The 16470-nt window shown below is 72.5% G+C and carries 16 protein-coding genes and 2 tRNA genes; 11 read left to right on the top strand and 7 right to left on the bottom strand.

Going from position 1 to position 16470, the window contains the following annotated elements; genetic code table 11:
• Window positions 1-256 precede the first annotated feature (256 nt).
• Complete coding sequence (locus NUT86_RS27360) at window positions 257-844, top strand: helix-turn-helix domain-containing protein (RefSeq protein WP_018089481.1); 588 nt, start codon at window positions 257-259, stop codon at window positions 842-844.
• 73 nt (window positions 845-917) lie between these two features.
• Here the strand turns inward: NUT86_RS27360 and NUT86_RS27355 are convergent, their stop codons facing one another.
• Window positions 918-1565 carry an alpha/beta hydrolase family protein gene (locus NUT86_RS27355; RefSeq protein WP_229837978.1) on the bottom strand — a complete coding sequence of 216 codons (648 nt, stop codon included), beginning with the start codon at window positions 1563-1565 and terminating at the stop codon, window positions 918-920.
• A gap of 59 nt (window positions 1566-1624) precedes the next feature.
• Window positions 1625-2458, bottom strand: a complete 834-nt coding sequence (locus tag NUT86_RS27350) for an SOS response-associated peptidase (protein ID WP_026169605.1) — start codon at window positions 2456-2458, stop codon at window positions 1625-1627.
• A gap of 35 nt (window positions 2459-2493) precedes the next feature.
• Between NUT86_RS27350 and NUT86_RS27345 the strand changes: the two genes are divergently transcribed.
• From NUT86_RS27345 to NUT86_RS27330, 4 genes are all read left to right on the top strand, one after another.
• Window positions 2494-3207: a M50 family metallopeptidase gene (locus NUT86_RS27345; RefSeq protein ID WP_018089478.1), complete on the top strand. Its 714-nt coding sequence runs from the start codon at window positions 2494-2496 to the stop codon at window positions 3205-3207.
• A gap of 165 nt (window positions 3208-3372) precedes the next feature.
• Window positions 3373-4746, top strand: a complete 1374-nt coding sequence (gene aroA / locus NUT86_RS27340; protein ID WP_093643092.1) for a 3-phosphoshikimate 1-carboxyvinyltransferase — start codon at window positions 3373-3375, stop codon at window positions 4744-4746.
• A 14-nt stretch (window positions 4747-4760) separates the two neighbouring features.
• Window positions 4761-5768, top strand: coding sequence for a ribosome small subunit-dependent GTPase A (gene rsgA, locus NUT86_RS27335; protein ID WP_018089476.1), 1008 nt, complete (start codon window positions 4761-4763; stop codon window positions 5766-5768).
• Window positions 5769-5933: 165 nt separating this feature from the next.
• Entirely contained in the window at window positions 5934-6257 is a 324-nt protein-coding gene (locus NUT86_RS27330) for a DMT family transporter (RefSeq protein ID WP_018089475.1), read from the top strand.
• A 54-nt stretch (window positions 6258-6311) separates the two neighbouring features.
• Here NUT86_RS27330 and NUT86_RS27325 read toward each other — a convergent pair whose 3' ends face one another.
• A complete protein-coding gene (locus NUT86_RS27325; RefSeq protein WP_274738057.1) occupies window positions 6312-7046 on the bottom strand; it encodes a TetR/AcrR family transcriptional regulator in 735 nt (244 codons plus the stop codon).
• 176 nt (window positions 7047-7222) lie between these two features.
• Here NUT86_RS27325 and hisN point away from each other — a divergent pair, with 176 nt between their 5' ends.
• Window positions 7223-8026, top strand: coding sequence for a histidinol-phosphatase (gene hisN / locus NUT86_RS27320; protein WP_274738055.1), 804 nt, complete (start codon window positions 7223-7225; stop codon window positions 8024-8026).
• A gap of 150 nt (window positions 8027-8176) precedes the next feature.
• Window positions 8177-8578, top strand: coding sequence for a CBS domain-containing protein (locus NUT86_RS27315; RefSeq protein WP_018089472.1), 402 nt, complete (start codon window positions 8177-8179; stop codon window positions 8576-8578).
• Between the two features lie 167 nt (window positions 8579-8745).
• Here the strand turns inward: NUT86_RS27315 and NUT86_RS27310 are convergent, their stop codons facing one another.
• Entirely contained in the window at window positions 8746-10209 is a 1464-nt protein-coding gene (locus NUT86_RS27310; protein ID WP_018089471.1) for a catalase, read from the bottom strand.
• Window positions 10210-10367: 158 nt separating this feature from the next.
• On the opposite strand from NUT86_RS27310, the gene NUT86_RS27305 reads away from it, so the two are divergent.
• The 4 genes from NUT86_RS27305 to NUT86_RS27290 all read left to right on the top strand — a co-directional run bounded on the left by NUT86_RS27305 (window position 10368) and on the right by NUT86_RS27290 (window position 14003).
• Window positions 10368-10787 (top strand): Fur family transcriptional regulator, encoded by a 420-nt coding sequence (locus NUT86_RS27305; protein ID WP_127152948.1) that lies wholly within the window; start codon window positions 10368-10370, stop codon window positions 10785-10787.
• A gap of 300 nt (window positions 10788-11087) precedes the next feature.
• Window positions 11088-11939, top strand: a complete 852-nt coding sequence (locus tag NUT86_RS27300; protein ID WP_371874823.1) for an ABC transporter ATP-binding protein — start codon at window positions 11088-11090, stop codon at window positions 11937-11939.
• Window positions 11936-12826, top strand: a complete 891-nt coding sequence (locus NUT86_RS27295; RefSeq protein WP_274738051.1) for an ABC transporter permease — start codon at window positions 11936-11938, stop codon at window positions 12824-12826. Before NUT86_RS27300 ends, NUT86_RS27295 begins: the two co-directional genes overlap by 4 nt.
• A 46-nt stretch (window positions 12827-12872) precedes the next feature.
• Entirely contained in the window at window positions 12873-14003 is a 1131-nt protein-coding gene (locus NUT86_RS27290) for an ABC transporter substrate-binding protein (protein ID WP_274738049.1), read from the top strand.
• A gap of 49 nt (window positions 14004-14052) precedes the next feature.
• Here the strand turns inward: NUT86_RS27290 and NUT86_RS27285 are convergent.
• The 3 genes from NUT86_RS27285 to NUT86_RS27275 all read right to left on the bottom strand — a co-directional run bounded on the left by NUT86_RS27285 (window position 14053) and on the right by NUT86_RS27275 (window position 16368).
• Window positions 14053-14126: transfer RNA gene (locus tag NUT86_RS27285), tRNA-Met, on the bottom strand.
• Window positions 14127-14236: 110 nt separating this feature from the next.
• A complete protein-coding gene (locus NUT86_RS27280) occupies window positions 14237-16087 on the bottom strand; it encodes a tetratricopeptide repeat protein (RefSeq protein ID WP_274738048.1) in 1851 nt (616 codons plus the stop codon).
• Between the two features lie 207 nt (window positions 16088-16294).
• A tRNA-Met gene (locus tag NUT86_RS27275) sits at window positions 16295-16368 on the bottom strand.
• Between the last annotated feature and the right edge of the window lie 102 nt (window positions 16369-16470).

Genomic DNA, 16470 nt, shown 5'->3' with positions numbered 1-16470 from the left:
TTCCTCGTGCTTCACCGGACGTACTCGAGTACTACGACTGGCACAACAGCCGCATCCGCCGCGGCATTCCCGGTCCGCTGTCAATGCTTCGGACGGGATTCACGACCGGACTTCGCGGCGGATTCCCGTGCGGACGGCGCGAGGGGCCACCGGCGGGCTCCCCGGAACCTGCCGACGGGGACACATCAACAGGTACACATCGACAGATCCCCGTCGACGGGTTGACAAAGCCGCTTGCCGCTTCGGCAATAGAAGGGTGAACGACAACGCATACGAGCGGGTACTCACCGAGGTCGGCCCGCGGCTGCGGCGGCTGCGCCAGGAGCGCGGGGTGACGCTGACCGCGCTCTCCGAATCGACCGGCATCTCGGTCAGCACCCTGTCGCGCCTGGAGTCCGGCGGCCGCAAGGCCACCCTGGAACTGCTGCTGCCGCTGGCGCAGGCCCATCAAGTGCCGCTGGACGAGCTCGTGGGGGCGCCGGAGGTCGGGGACCCGCGGGTGCGGGCGGCGCCGATGCGGCTGGGGGACCGGACCGCGGTCCCGCTGACCCGCCAGCCGGGCGCGCTACAGGCGTTCAAGCTGATCCTGGACCCGGTCGGCGGCCCGCGCGAGCAGCGCACGCACGAGGGCTACGAGTGGCTGTACGTGCTCTCCGGGCGGCTGCGGCTGCTGCTCGCCGACCGTGATGTGGAGCTGCGGGCCGGGGAGGCGGCGGAGTTCGACACCCGGCTGCCGCACTGGTTCGGCCCGGCGGGCGACGAGCCGGTGGAGCTGCTGAGCCTCTTCGGCCGACAGGGCGAGCGGATGCATGTCCGGGCCCGCCCGCGCGGACAGGGCGACTGAGCCGGCCGCCGCACGGCGCGGGTGCGGTGCCCCGGGCCGTCCCGTCGCCCGCTCGGCCGGCCCGGCCGCCCCGTCAGCCGAACATCCCGTCCAGCCAGACCGCCACCGCGTCCGTGATCACGGCCATCGACTCCGCCTCGCCGACACCCGCCTTCTTCGGCACCGCGAAGCCGTGGTCACCGTGTGCCACCTCGGTGATCTCCGTCCCCGGCGGGAACTCCTCCGGGCGCCCGAACGGGTCCCGGCCGCCCTGGACGACCAGCGTCGGCACCCCGGCGCCGGTCAGCTCGTCCGCCCGGGACTTCTCCGGCCGCCCCGGAGGGTGCAGCGGGAAGCTGAGCGCCAGTACGGCCTGGGCCCCCAGCTCACGCGCGGTACGGCAGGCCACCCGGGCCCCGGCGCTCCGGCCGCCGGCGACCACCGGCAGCCCCGGCTTCTCCAGCGCGGGCCACAGCGCGGTCCAGCCGGTGTCCAGGGTCTTCGGCGCGGGCGCCAACTTCTTGCCCGCCACCCGCCACGGCTGCTCGACCAGCGCCACGGGGTAGCCGCGGGCCGGCAGCGCGGCCGCCAGTGCCCGCAGGTCACGTGCCTCGATGCCGCCGCCGGCGCCATGGCTCAGCGCCACCACGGCCCGCGCCGGCTTCGCCGCGCGGTACCAGGTGATCCGGGCGTCGCCCGCCGGTGTCGCGACCGTCTCGGTCTCCATCGCCCCAGTGCTCATACGCCCATCCTGCAACGCGCCGCGGCAGGAAGGTCACCGCGGCGGGCCCGCGCGGCGGTTCAGAACAGCGTGCCCACCTCGGGTCCGTCGAGCTCGGTGACCAGCTCGGGCCCGTTGTTGCGGACATTGCTGACCTCGGTCGGGACCGGGTGGGCACGCATCAGCCCGGCCGGCGGCGGCGCCAGCAGCGCGCGCACCTCGTCCGGGTCGGTACGGGCCGGGTCGAGCCAGGCGTCCCAGCGGTCCGGGGTCAGCACCAGCGGCATCCGGGGGTGGATATCGGCCAGCGACTGCGGCCCGTCGCCGCCGTCCGCCCCTGCCAGCGGTGTGGTCTCGGCCTCGGTGGTGACCACGGTGCAGGTCACCCACCAGGCCAGCGGGTGATCGCCGGGCAGTGTCCGGTCCCGCCAGAACTCGTACAGCCCGGCCATCGCCATCACGGAGCCGTCCGCGGGCGTCACGAAATACGGCTGCTTACGGGGCCGCTTCTTCCTGCCCTGCTCCTCCAGCTGCCGCTCCGCGGCGTCGGTGACCCACTCGAAATACCCGTCTCCGGGCAGCAGGCACCGACGGGTGGCGAAGGCCTGCCGGAAAGACGGCTTCTCGTGCACCGTCTCGGACCGCGCATTGATCATCTTCGCGGCGGCCTCAGGTGATTTCGACCACGAGGGGACCAGGCCCCACTTCAGCGCCCGCAGCTGGCGCACCGGGCTGCCCGGCGGGAAGTCAGCGGCCGCCGCGCCCTTGAGGGGGCGTTCGAGCACCACGTGCACCGGGTCCGTCGGGGCCACGTTCCAACTGGGCGCCAGGGTCTCCTCCGGCTCCCACTGCTGAACGCCGAAGTCCCCCACCAGGTCCTCGGGGCGTCGACTCGCTGCATACCTACCGCACATGCATGCCACACTGCCATGCCACACGAAGGGGAGACATGGACACCGACCACCTCACGGACATATGGAGCCGCGTGTTCGGGACCCAGCCCGATCCCTCGCTCTGGCTGGTGATCGCCACGGCGGTGCTCGCGCTGGGCGCCGTCGTCCCGCACACCGCCTGGCGGCTTGCGCGCAACGCCGTCACCATCGCGCACGAGGGCGGGCACGGGCTGATCGCGCTGGTCACCGGCCGCCGCCTGGACGGCATCCGGCTGCACTCCGACACCTCGGGTCTGACCGTCTCGCGGGGCAAGCCGACCGGTCTGGGCATGGTGCTGACCGCCGCGGCCGGCTACATCGCGCCGTCCCTGCTCGGCCTGGCGGGCGCCGCGCTCCTCGCCGCCGGGCACATCACGGCGCTGCTGTGGGGCGCCACCGCGCTGCTCCTGGCGATGCTGATCATGATCCGTAACGCCTACGGCGTGCTCACGGTCGTGCTGACCGGCGCCGCGTTCGTGCTGGTCTCCTGGCTGACGACGCCGGAGGTGCAGGCGGCGTTCGCGTATGCGGCGGTGTGGTTCCTGCTGCTGGGCGGGGTGCGGCCGCCGTTCGAGCTCCAGGGGAAGCGGCGGCGCGGAGGGGCCGTGGACTCCGATCCTGACCAGCTGGCGCGGCTGACGAATGTCCCGGCCTTCGTCTGGCTCGGCCTCTTCCACGTGGTGACGCTGTGCTCCCTGATAGGCGGCGGGCGCTGGCTGCTCGGTGTCTGACGTCAACCGCCCCGCGCCGACGGCCGGTTCCCGCGCCACCACGGCCGGTGCTTCCGCCGCGGACACGGTTCCGGCACGTGAGCGCCTTACCAGTGCCATGTTTCACAGGGGTTGCGCCGCTTTTGATCAAGATCGGCACCCTTGCCCAGCCATTAAAGTAAGGGCATGACCGAGAGCCCCACTCACCCCGCCCTGTGGCCCGCCCCCCTCGCCCCGGGGGCCGTCGATGCCACCGTCACCGTGCCCGGCTCCAAATCGGTCACCAACCGCGGCCTGGTCCTGGCCGCCCTCTCCGCCGAGCCCGGCTGGCTGCGCCGGCCGCTGCGCTCCCGTGACACGCTCCTGATGGCCGAGGCGCTGCGCACCCTGGGCGTCGGCATCGAGGAGACCGCCTCCTCCAGCTCGGCCGGTTCCACGGACACCGCCGGGCTGCCCGGCGGCGGGGAGGCCTGGCGGGTGATCCCGGCAGGGCTGCACGGCCCGGCCACCATCGACGTCGGCAACGCAGGAACGGTCATGCGCTTCCTGCCGCCGGTCGCCGCGCTCGCCGACGGCCCGATCCGCTTCGACGGCGACCCGCGCTCCTACGAGCGTCCGCTCGGCGGCGTGATCGACGCGCTGCGCGCCCTGGGTGCCCGGATCGACGACGACAACCGCGGCGCGCTGCCCATGACGGTCTTCGGCAGCGGCGGCCTGGACGGCGGCCGGGTCGAGATCGACGCGTCCTCCTCCTCCCAGTTCGTCAGCGCGCTGCTGCTGTCCGCGCCGCGCTTCAACCAGGGCGTCGAGGTCCGGCACGTGGGCGCGGCGCTGCCCTCCATGCCGCACATCCGGATGACCGTCGACATGCTGCGCAGCGTCGGCGCGCAGGTGGACACCCCCGAGGCGGGCGGCGAGCCCAACGTCTGGCGGGTCACCCCGGGCGCCCTGCTCGGCCGCGATCTGGTCGTCGAGCCGGACCTGTCGAACGCCCAGCCGTTCCTGGCCGCGGCGCTGGTCACCGGCGGCCGGGTCACCATCCCGGACTGGCCCGAGCACACCACCCAGCCCGGTGACGCACTGCGCGAGATCTTCACCACCATGGGCGGCTCCTGCGAGCTGACCGACCGGGGGCTGACCTTCACCGGCAGCGGCCGGATCCACGGCATCGACGTCGACCTGAGCGAGGTCGGCGAGCTGACCCCCGGCATCGCCGCGGTCGCCGCGCTGGCCGACTCCCCCTCCACGCTGCGCGGGGTGGCGCACCTCCGGCTGCACGAGACCGACCGGCTGGCCGCGCTCACCAAGGAGCTCAACGAGCTCGGCGGCGATGTCACCGAGACCGCGGACGGTCTGCACATCCGGCCGCGCCCGCTGCACGGCGGGGTCTTCCACACCTACGAGGACCACCGGCTGGCCACCGCCGCGGCGATCATCGGCCTGGCCGTCGACGGTGTGCGGGTGGAGAACGTGGCCACCACCGCCAAGACGCTGCCCGACTTCCCCGCGATGTGGACGGACATGCTCGACCCGGCGGCCGTACCCGCCCGGAGAGGCTGAGGGCTGACGCCGCCATGCGCCGCTACGGAAAGAACCCCGACGAGGACGACATCCGCGTCCGCCCCAACCCCAAGGGCAACCGCCCCCGCACCAACATCCGGCCCAAGCACGAGGACGCCGGCGAGGGTCTGGTCCTGACCGTCGACCGCGGCCGGCTGACCTGCCTCATCGAGGGCCGTACGGTCACCGCGATGAAGGCACGCGAACTGGGCCGCAAGAGCGCGGTGGTCGGCGACCGGGTCGCCGTCGTGGGCGATCTGACCGGCGCCAAGGACACCCTCGCCCGGATCGTCCGGGTCGAGCCGCGCTCCTCGACACTGCGCCGTACGGCCGACGACGACGACCCGTTCGAGCGGGTCGTGGTCGCCAACGCCGACCAGCTCGCGATCGTCACCGCGCTCGCCGACCCCGAGCCGCGCCCCCGGCTCATCGACCGCTGTCTGGTCGCCGCCTACGACGCGGGCCTCGACCCGCTGCTGGTGCTGACCAAGTCCGATCTTGCCTCCGCGGACACCCTGCTGGAGTCCTACGGCGCGCTCGGCGTCCCCTACCTCGTCACCAACCGCGACGAACTCGCCGACGGCAGCGCCGCCGAGCGGGTCAGGGCGGCGCTGACGGGCCGTATGACGGCTTTCGTCGGGCACTCCGGGGTGGGCAAGACCACCCTGGTCAACTCCCTGGTCCCGGAGCGCCGCCGGGCCATCGGCCATGTCAACGCGGTCACCGGCCGCGGGCGGCACACCACCACCTCCGCGCTGGCGCTGCCGCTGCCCGACGACTCGGGCTGGGTCATCGACACCCCCGGCGTCCGGTCCTTCGGGCTGCATCACGTCGACCCGTCCCGGGTCATCCACGCCTTCCCGGATCTGGAGCCGGGCACCGCGGACTGCCCGCGCGCCTGCAGCCACGACGAACCGGACTGTGCGCTGGACCAGTGGGTCACCGACGGCCACGCCGATCCGGCCCGCCTCTACTCCCTGCGCCGCCTCCTGGCCACCCGTGAGCGACGCGAGGGCGACTGATCGCCGAAGTTTGCCACCGTCCGTCCGAGGTAAAGGCATAATCACACCGAGGTCGGCGCTGTGGTCCGTCGGGCCCGCATCGCCCGGACGGGGCCTTGGGGAGTGTTTCTGACGCCCCGTCGTCGCCCGCCCGGGACAGGCCCTAGCTGACGGAGGCAATGGGACATGGCGTGGCTGCTGGTCGTGGTGGCGGGGATCCTGGAGACCGGGTTCGCGGTCTGCCTCAAGCTTTCGCACGGCTTCACCCGGCTGTTCCCGACCATCGCGTTCGCGGCCTTCGCCCTCGGCAGTTTCGGTCTGCTGACGCTGGCGCTGCGCAAGCTCGACGTCGGCCCTGCGTATGCGGTGTGGACCGGCATCGGCGCGGCCGGTACGGCGATCTACGGCATGGTCTTCCTCGGCGACGTGGTCTCCACCCTGAAGATCGTCTCCATCACGATGGTCATCGTCGGGGTGGTCGGGCTCCAGCTGTCGGGGGCGGCGCACTGAGCCGGCGCCCCGCGCACCACCCCGGCCGTCCGCCTGCGCGGCCGTGACACCTCGTCAGCGGCGCTCCCCCGGCCGCGCGTCGGCCGGCACCCGGGCGAAGGCGCCCCGTACGAGCCGGGAGACCGCCTCCGTCTCCAGCTCCCGGCGCGACCGCGGTGCCGGTACGCGGCCCGGGGACGGCGCCGCGCCCGGTGTCACCGGGGCGACCACACAGGCCAGGGTCAGCCGCGCCGCGGTCTCGCAGGCGGCGCCCAGGGCGGGCAGCTGTTCCTCGGGCCAGTCGGGCTCCAGCGCCGCGACCGCCTGATCGCAGAACCGTCCGACGAGCTCGGCGGGCCCGGGCAGCGGTCCGTCGCCGGGCGACGCGGCGCGCTGCGCGGGGATACCGGGCCGGGCGGCCCGGAGCGGCGCGGTGTCGGCGGCGGCCGGTGAGGGGGCCGGCAGCCGGTCGTTCCAGCAGCCGGTCAGTGCGGCCCTGACCAGGGGGTTGGCGCGTGCGGTCCGCAGCGTCCAGGCGGCCGCGGCCGCCACCCGGCCCGCCGCGTCGCCCCTGGTGCCGGCGGCCGGCGAGCCCTGGGACAGCGCCCTTGCGACCCCGGCGAGGTAGTTGTCGGTCTCCCGGCGGACGAGGGCCCGGGCCAGCCCCTCCTTGCTGCCGAACTCGTTGTAGAGCGTCTGCCGGGAGACCCCGGCCGCGGCCGCGACATCGACCATCCGCACGGCCGTCCAGGCCCGTTCCGTCAGCGCCGTGTAGGCGGCGTCCAGCAAGGATTCACGCGCTGCGGGCATCCGTCGCCTCCCCGGCCGCCGGCCCCGGGTAGCCGGTGTGCGCACAGAATTGACGCACCGCCAGATGCTGTCAAGGGTCGTCGCAGCAGGCGCTCACCGGCGCCGCGCGGGCCGCCACACGCCGGGCGGCACACGGCCGTGTGGCTCCGGCGTATACCAATGGATACTGTTCGCACATGCCCGACTATCACGATGATCTTCGCCTCGGCCATGTTCTCGCGGACGCCGCGGACGCCGCCACCATGGAGCGCTTCAAGGCACTCGACCTCAAGGTCGAGACCAAACCGGACATGACACCGGTGAGTGAGGCGGACAAGGCCGCCGAAGAACTGATCCGCGGCCAGCTCCAGCGCGCCCGGCCACGGGACGCGGTGCTCGGCGAGGAGTTCGGCAGCGAGGGCGCGGGGCCGCGCCGCTGGATCATCGACCCGATCGACGGCACGAAGAACTATGTGCGCGGGGTGCCGGTCTGGGCGACGCTGATCGCCCTGATGGAGCGCGGGGAGGGCGGTGACCGCCCGGTGGTCGGCATCGTCTCGGCACCGGCGCTCAACCGCCGCTGGTGGGCCGCCGACGGCCTGGGGGCCTTCACCGGCCGCAGTCTGACCTCCGCGACCCGGCTGCAGGTCTCCAAGGTCGGCCGCATCCAGGACGCCTCGTTCGCGTACTCCTCGCTGACCGGCTGGGAGGAGCGCGGCAAGCTGCCCAGCTTCCTCGATCTGAGCCGGGACTGCTGGCGCACCCGGGCCTATGGCGACTTCTGGCCGTACATGATGATCGCCGAGGGTGCGGTGGACATCTGCGCGGAGCCGGAGCTGTCGCTGTGGGACATGGCGGCCTGTGCGGTGGTCGTGAAGGAGGCCGGCGGTCAGTTCTCCGGACTGGACGGCAAGCCGGGCCCGCACAGCGGCAACGCGGCGGCCTCGAACGGTCTGCTGCACGAGGATCTGCTGGGTTATCTCGGCGACTCCCCGCACTGACCTGCGGCGGGGCGCGTAATCGGACAACCGTCCAACAACTGCCCCTTGTTGCATCGGCGGAGGCATGTGAACATGAGAATCCCCCACTTTGTGAACTTGTGAATCCCTTCGCAAGCACATTCACCAAGGAGGTGGCTCCACTCCATGCCCATGTACGTCAAAGACGCCATGAGCACCGTGGTCCTCACCATCGGGCCCGCTCACACCCTCCGCCAGGCGGCACAGCTGATGGCGGCCCGCCGCATCGGCGCGGCCGTGGTCCTCGACAGCGACACCTGTGGCATCGGCATCCTCACCGAACGCGACATCCTCAATTCCCTCGGCGCGGGCGAGAACCCCGACCGGGAGACCGCCCAGACCCACACCACCCCGGACGTGGTCTTCGCCGCTCCGGACTGGACCCTGGACGATGCCGCGGACGCCATGGTGCGCGGCGGCTTCCGCCATCTGATCGTGCTCAACGACCAGGAACCGGTCGGTGTGGTCTCCGTACGCGACATCATCCGCTGCTGGTCGGCCACCACGGAGCGGGCCCGCCCCGTCCCCGCCTGAACCACGAACGGCTCCGGGCACGAACTCCCCGGAGCCACCCGCACGAAGAGGCCGAAGCCCACTGGCATCCGGCCTCTTCGCTTTGTACGGCAAGCGACAATTGAGCAACCCCCACGGCGCGCAACCACCTCCGCGAGAGCGGCGGCGGTTTAGCCGCAAAGGCAGCCTCAGCCGCGCAGGGCCTGGACCGCGGCTTCCAGCCGCTTGCCGTAGTCCGCGTCCGCCTTGCGGAAGTTCTCGATCGCCCGCTGGGCGATGTCGTCGCGGGAGACCTGGGAGATGAAGCCCGCCAGGTTGTCGATCAGGCGCTCCTTCTCGTCCTCCGCCATCAGCCGGTAGAGGTTGCCGGCCTGGACGAAGTCGTCGTCCTCGGCGTGCGAGGGCGCGGCCTGCTCACCGGTGGGGCCGGTCACGGCGACCGGCTGCCACAGGGGCCGGCCGGTTTCGACGGGGCCGCCGAAGCTGTTGGGCTCGTAGTTCTTCTGGCCGCCGTGACGGCCGTCGTAGAGCACACCGTCCCGGCCGTGGCTGCGCGCCTCGGTGGCGTGCGGGCGGTTCACCGGCAGGTGGTCGGCGTTGATGCCGACGCGGTAGCGGTGCGCGTCGCCGTACGCGAACAGACGGCCCTGGAGCATCTTGTCGGGGGACGGACCGATGCCCGGCACGAAGTGGTGCGGGGAGAAGACCGACTGCTCGACCTCGGCGAAGATGTTCTGCGGGTTGCGGTTGAGCTCCAGCTTGCCGATCTCGATCGGCGGGTAGTCCTCGTGCGGCCAGACCTTGGTCAGATCGAAGGGGTTGAAGCGGTAGTTGGCCGCCTCGGCCGCGGGCATGATCTGCACCTGGACGGTCCAGCTCGGGAAGTCGCCGCGCTCGATGGACTCCCGCAGGTCGCGCTGGTGGCTGTCCGGGTCGAGACCGGAGGTCTCCGCGGCCTCGGAGGTCGTGAGGTTCTTGATGCCCTGGTCGGTCTTGAAGTGGTACTTGACCCAGAAGACCTCACCGGCCTCGTTGTTCCACTGGAAGGTGTGCGAGCCGTAGCCGTTCATGTGGCGGTAGGAGGCGGGGATGCCGCGGTCACCGAAGAGCCAGGTGACCTGGTGGGTGGCCTCGGGCGACAGACCCCAGAAGTCCCAGACGTTGTCCGCCTCCTGCGAGCCGGTGTACGGGTCGCGCTTCTGGGTGTGGATGAAGTCCGGGAACTTGATGGCGTCCTTGATGAAGAACACCGGGGTGTTGTTGCCGACGAGGTCGTAGTTGCCCTCTTCGGTGTAGAACTTCAGCGCGAAGCCGCGCGGGTCACGCACCGCGTCGGCCGAGCCGAGGTTGCCCGCGACGGTGGAGAAGCGCAGGAAGGTCTCGGTCTGCTTGCCGACCTCGGAGAGGAACTTCGCGCGGGTGTACTTGGTCACATCCGCGGTCACCGTGAAGGTGCCGTACGCACCGGCGCCACGGGCGTGCACGATGCGCTCCGGGATGCGCTCGCGGTTGAAGTGCGCGAGCTTCTCGATCAGGAGCTGGTCCTGGATGAGGCCGGGTCCGCCGATGCCGGCCGTCTCGCTGTTCTGATTGTCCCCGACCGGAGCCCCGGACTCCGTGGTCAGCGGTCCAGTGATGCTCTCTACCGACACGTGCGCCTCCTGAAGTCTTCTACACCTGCCCTTGGCTTGCGCCGGTCACGATCCTACATTGGACATTGTCTAAGTCAAGAAGAGAGCGAAACTCGTACACGATCCGGTGATGGACGACCGCTGCTACCCTGGGTCTATCTGACTGATAGGTGAATGGCATGAGTGACCTGCTTGAACGGCTCCGGGGACGCGGCTGGCGGCTGACCGCGCAGCGACGCGTCGTCGCCGAGGTCCTCGACGGGGACCACGTCCACTACACCGCCGATGAAGTGCACGCACTGGCAACCGACCGGCTCCCCGAGATCTCCCGCGCGACGGTCTACAACACCCTGGGCGAGCTGGTGTCGCTCGGCGAGGTGATCGAGGTGAGCACCGACGGCCGGGCCAAGCGCTACGACCCGAACGCCCACCACGACCACCAGCACCTCATCTGCTCGCAGTGCGGCACGATCCGCGACGTCCACCTCCAGGGCGACCCGCTCTCCGCACTGCCCGAGCCGGAGCGCTACGGCTTCCAGGTCTCCGAGGTCACCGTGACCTACCGGGGCATCTGCCCCAACTGCAGCGCCCCGTCCTGACGCCCGGGGAAGCCGGCCCCCGTCCGGGCCGCTCCCGCACCGGACCACTCCGTACACCGCATCGAGCCCGCGCCCACCCGGCCGCGGGCTCCTTCGCGTACCCGGCCGGCCCGTCGCCCGCGCCCTCGTCACCGCACCACCACACCTGCACACACCGCACACCCATGCCCGCACGCCCCTTGCCCGAATCTGACGCCCCGTCATATCGTCGGCGCGCCGCGCTTTCCGGCCACCGGGCGCCACCGGGCCCGGGCCCCGCACCACGGCGGCACCCTGTCCGCACTCCGCAAGGAGCACCCCGTGGGAGAGCCGCACCCTTCCTCCGCAGCGCACCGCCCACCCGCCGCCCCGTCCACACCACCGGCCCTGCGCGCCCGCGCCCTGGCCCGCTCGTTCGGCCGCGGCAGCAAGGCGCTGGCCGCCCTCGGCCCCGTCGACGCCGAGATCGCGCCCGGTGAGTGCGTCTGTGTCGTCGGCCCCTCCGGATGCGGGAAGTCGACCCTGCTGCGCATCGCCGCCGGGCTGCTGCGCCCCAGCGAGGGCGAGCTGGAACTCCGGGTGAGCGCCGGCCGCCCGGCCGCGATGATCTTCCAGGACTATGGCATCTACGACTGGAAGACCGTGCTGGGCAACGTCCGCTTCGGCCTCGACCTCCAGCGCGTGCCCCGTAAGGAGGCCGACGAACGGGCCCGCTCCTGGCTGGCCCGGATGGGGCTCGCCGACTTCGCCGGGGCCTACCCGGCCACGCTCTCCGGCGGGATGCGCCAGCGCGTCGCCCTCGCCCGCGCACTCGCCGTGGAGCCCGGGATCCTGCTGATGGACGAGCCGTTCGCGGCCCTCGACGCCCAGCTGCGCACCGTCCTCCAGGACGAACTGCTCGACCTCACCCAGACCACCCGCACCACCACCCTCTTCATCACCCACAGCCTCGAAGAGGCACTGGTACTCGGCGACCGGGTCCTGGTGATGTCCGCCCGCCCCGGCCGGATCATCGCCGAACGCCGCCCGCCGTTCGGCCGCCCCCGCACCGGCGACGTCCGCGCCACCCCCGAATTCACCGCCCTGAAGGCCGAGTTGTGGCAGCTGCTGCGCGACGAGGTCGACCGGAACAGCCCGGCACACCGGACCACCGAGGGGGCCGCCCCCGCATGACCAGTGCCCTCCCCCGGCCCGGCCACGAGGACGACCGGCCCGCCGCGGCCGACCGCCTCCTCGTCCGCCGCCCCGGCCCCCGGGAACTGCGCCCCGGGCGCACCCACCGCCGCCGGCGCACCCTGGAGATCTCGCTCGCCGTCGCCGTTCCGCTGCTGCTCGTCCTGCTGTGGCAGCTGGCCGCCGACCGGGCCTGGCTCGACGACCGCATCTACCCCGCACCGTCGACGATCCTGGCCGACGGCTGGGACCGCGCCCTGGCCGGCGAGCTGTGGCCGGACGTGTGGGCCACGCTCCGGCGCGTCCTGGCCGGCTACGCCGTCGGGACCGTCACCGGCTATCTCCTGGGCCTGCTGATGGGCTCGCTGTCTCTCGTACGGGCCGCCCTCGAACCCCTCCTGGACGCCCTGTACGTGGTCCCCAAGCTGGCCCTGCTGCCGGTCTTCCTCAACATGTTCGGGCTCGGCGAGGGCCCGCAGGTCGCCCTCGTCGCCACCACCGTCTTCTTCTTCGTCTGGATTTCGACCATGGCGGCGGTGCTGGCCATCCCCTCCGGCCACCGCGACGCGGGCCAGGTCTTCGGCGCGGGCCCCTGGCAGATGTTCCGGCACGTCCTGCTGCCCGCCTCCCTGCCCGCCGTCCTCGTGGGCGCCCGGATCGCCGCGGGCGTGGCCGTCCTGGTCATCGTCGCCTCGGAACAGATCGCCGCCACCGACGGCCTCGGGCATCTGATCTTCGACTCCCGCGCCCTGTTCCAGAACGACGTGATGTTCGTCGGCATCGTCTGTGTGGCCGTACTCGGCGTGCTCTTCTCCGAGCTGGTGCGGCTGGCCGGGCGCTTCCTCACCCCATGGGCCCCCCGCGACCGCGGCCGGCCCCGCAGCTGATCCCGCACCGCCCCGTCCGACCGGACGCCCCCCGTACGGAGGTCCCATGCGCATCCGCACCACCACTGCCGCGCTGATCGCCGCACTCGCCCTCGGCGCGGGCTGCGCCGCCCCCGAGACCGGCCCGTCCGCCGCCCGGCCCCGCACCGTCAAGCCCGTGGCGGGCTGCGGCACGGCCTCCTGGACCGACCCCGCCGGCCTCGCCCCGGACCGCGCACCGGCCCGCTGCGACAAGGGCACCCCGGCCCCGCGCCGCCTCACCGAACGCCGCACGCTCACGGTCGCCACCGGCACCCTCAGCGCCGAGTACGTGGCCCCGCTGCGGCTGGCCCTCGCCAGGGGCGAGTTCGAGAAGGAGGGCCTGGACGTCCGGCTGAAGGTCCTGCCCACCCCGGAGGCGCTGCCGCTGCTGGCCAAGGGCGAACTGGACGCCCTGTGGGCGGCCCCCGAGGCCGCCGTCGTCAACGGCGTCCACGGCGGCTTCGACATCCGCTGGGTGGCCGGCAACTTCTCCCCCGACCCGAGGTCCAGGAGCGGCCTGTGGGTGCGCCTGAAGAGCGGCGAGAGCGCCGCCTCGGTCTCCCTGGAGGGAGCGAAGCTGGGCACCATGATCGGGAAAGGCTCCGTGATCATGTACCCGATGACCCGGACCTTCGCCGGTCACGGCGCCCGCCTGGACTCCGTCGCCTTCCAGCAACTCGGCTCCTCGGACGTACTGACCGCCCTGACCGGCGGCGGGGTCGACTCCGCCTGGCTGCTCGATCCGGTCTGGCGGCGGGTCGACGGCGACAGCAGATACGCCTTCCTCGGCGGCCAGCCCCGGGGCGAACCGCTCGGCGGCGCCCTCTACGGCCCGAATCTGCTCCAGCAGGACCCGGACGCCGGCGTCGCCTTCCTGCGCGCCTACCTCCGCACGGTCAACACGTACTTCGCCGGCGACTACAAGGCCGACAAGGCCTTCGCCGCCGAGCTCGCGAAGCTGCTGGACGTCGACGGGAAGATCCTGACCTCGGTGCCCTCGCTCCGCATGGACTGGGAGATCAGAAAGGGCACCACGGACCGGCTCCAGAAGGCCTACCGCGACGCCGGCGTCACCAAAGGGGCGCCACTGCCGGAGGACCGGCTCGTCGACCGCAGCCTGTACGCGGAGGCGGTCGGCCACCGGCTCAGGAAGTAAGCACGACGAAGGCCCGGATTCTCAAAGAATCCGGGCCTTCGTCCTTCAGTAGCGGGGACAGGATTTGAACCTGCGACCTCTGGGTTATGAGCCCAGCGAGCTACCGAGCTGCTCCACCCCGCGTCGTTGTGTCCACACTTTAACCCCGGCCCGACGACCAGCGCAAATTCCTTCCGCGGGGCCCGGAACCCGGCCCTGTGGGCCCGGCCCCGGGCTTCCGGAACTGCCGCGTCTTACGCACTGAGCTCCTCCTGGAGCGCCGTCCGCAGCCGCGCCGCACGCTCCGCCACCTCCGGCGGCCCCTGCTCCACGGCGCGCGCGCACCAGCTCTGCGCCTCCGCCAGCGCACCACGCCGGGCGGCGAGCAGCGCCAGCCGGAGAGCCGCCCGGCCGTGCCCCTCCTCGGCGGCACGCTGCCACCACAGGGCGGCCTCCGGGAGGCTGCCCTCACGGGCCAGCAGCAGCCCGAGGTTGAAGGCGCCGTTACGGCTGCCGGCCTCGGCCGCCGCGCGGTACCACTCGGCCGCCTCGACGACCTCGCCGCGAGCCGCCGCGAACATGCCAACCCGGACCTGGGCGCGACGGTGCCCCTGGCGCGCGGCCCGCTCGTACCACTGCATGCTCTCGTCGTCCGCCGCGCGATCGCTGTCCGCGAGCCCCTCGCCCGCGGCCGTCGCCTTGCGGTCGAGGAGGTCGGCGAGCCGGAAGGCCGCCTCGGCGCTGCCGCCACCGGCCGCACAGCGCAGATTCCGCTCCGCGTCCTGCAGCTCACCGTCCCGCAGCTGCACGATGGCGACCTGCAGCGCCGCCTCGGTGTGCCCGGCCGCGGCCGCCCGCTCGTACCAGGTGTGCGCCATGCGCTCCTCGCCGCGCCCGGCGAAGAGGATGCCGAGGTTGAACGCGGCGTCCACACTGCCCGCCTCGGCCGCCTTGGAGAACCACGGCTCGGCCCCCGAGGCGTCGCCGCGCTGCAGCAGCAGGATGGCCAGCGCGTTGGCGGCCTCACGGTGTCCGGCGTAGGCGGCCCGGCGGTACCACTGCTCACCGCGCCCCTCCCGGCCCTGCTCGGCGCAGAGAAGCCCGATGTTGTAGGCGCCGTTGACGTCCCCGGCGTCCAGCGCGGCGCGGTACCAGCGCTCGGCGGTCTGCAGCTCACCACGGTCGGCGTGCAGCGCACCGAGCGCGTTGGCAGCGTTGCCATCGCCGTCCTGGGCGGCGCGCCGCCACCATTCGGCGGCGCTCTCCTCGTCCCCCGCGTCACGCAGCAGGAAGCCCAGCGCACAGGCGGCGCGCGGCTCTCCGTCCTTGGCGGCGGACAGGTACCAGCGCCCGGCCTCCTGGACGTCACCGCGCTCCTCCAGCAGCGCGCCCAGCTGCAGCGCGGCCCGCCGGTGGCCCCGCGCGGCGGCCTGGCGGTACCACTGCTCGGCCTCCTCCTGCTGGTTCAGCTCCCCGTACGCGGGGACCGCGCGGTGGTCCGTGTCGCGCCCGTCCTCGATGAGCCGGGCGAGGCGGTACGCGGCCTCCCTGTGGCCGCGCTCGGCGGCCGTACGGAACCAGCGCTCGGCACCGATGTCGCCGCGGTGCTCCAGGAGGTCGGCGAGGGCGTAGGCGCCCAGGCAGTGGCCGGACTCGGCGGACTGGCGCAGCCAGTACTCGGCGGCCGGCTCGTCGCCGCGCTCGCGGTAGTGGCGCCCGAGGGCGTGCGCGGCGGCGGCGGAGCCGCCCACGGCGGCGATACGCCACCAGCCGGCCGCCTCGTCCCCGTAGCCCCGCTGGTGGAGCAGCACGCCCAGGTTGTTGGCCGCGGCGCGGTCACCGGCGGCGGCCGCGGAACGCAGATGCGGCTCGGCGCCGTCGAGGTCGCCGCGGCGCAGCAGCATCGCGCCGAGCGCGCTCATGGCGGCGGTGTCGCCCGCCTCGGCGGCCCGGCGGTGGCCGGTCTCGGTCACGGCATCGGACGCCTCGACGGCCTCCGCGGCCTCCATCGCGTCCATCTGCAGGTCGGATTCGCGCCCGTCGTCGGGCGCATGCACAAACCGGTCCGTCTCCAACAACCTTGCCTTGTCCCCCATAAGACCCATCGTCGCATCACCTGTAACCCGCGTACACCTGGTATACCGCAGCCAGTGAGGTCACTTCAGCGGTTTGTCGACTTCCCGACACGACGACTTGTCAAACTCAAGCACACAGCTTCCCCACATGGGCCGTACGACCCGGCCTTGGCCAAGATCGACCTGAACACATGACGAAGGCCCGGATCCTTGAGGATCCAGGCCTTCGGCTTTCAGTAGCGGGGACAGGATTTGAACCTGCGACCTCTGGGTTATGAGCCCAGCGAGCTACCGAGCTGCTCCACCCCGCGTCGTTGTGTCCACAAGGTATCACGGTGGCGGACGGCCCCCGCACCAACGCGGCCCTGGTGCCGCCGGTTCGCACCGGGGGCACCAGGGCCAGGAGATACGGC

Source organism: Streptomyces sp. G7(2002), from assembly GCF_028870195.1.
Lineage (GTDB): Bacteria > Actinomycetota > Actinomycetes > Streptomycetales > Streptomycetaceae > Streptomyces > Streptomyces nigrescens.
The sequence above is the reverse complement of the archived record's forward strand: the minus strand, read 5'-3'. Positions and strand labels throughout refer to the sequence as shown.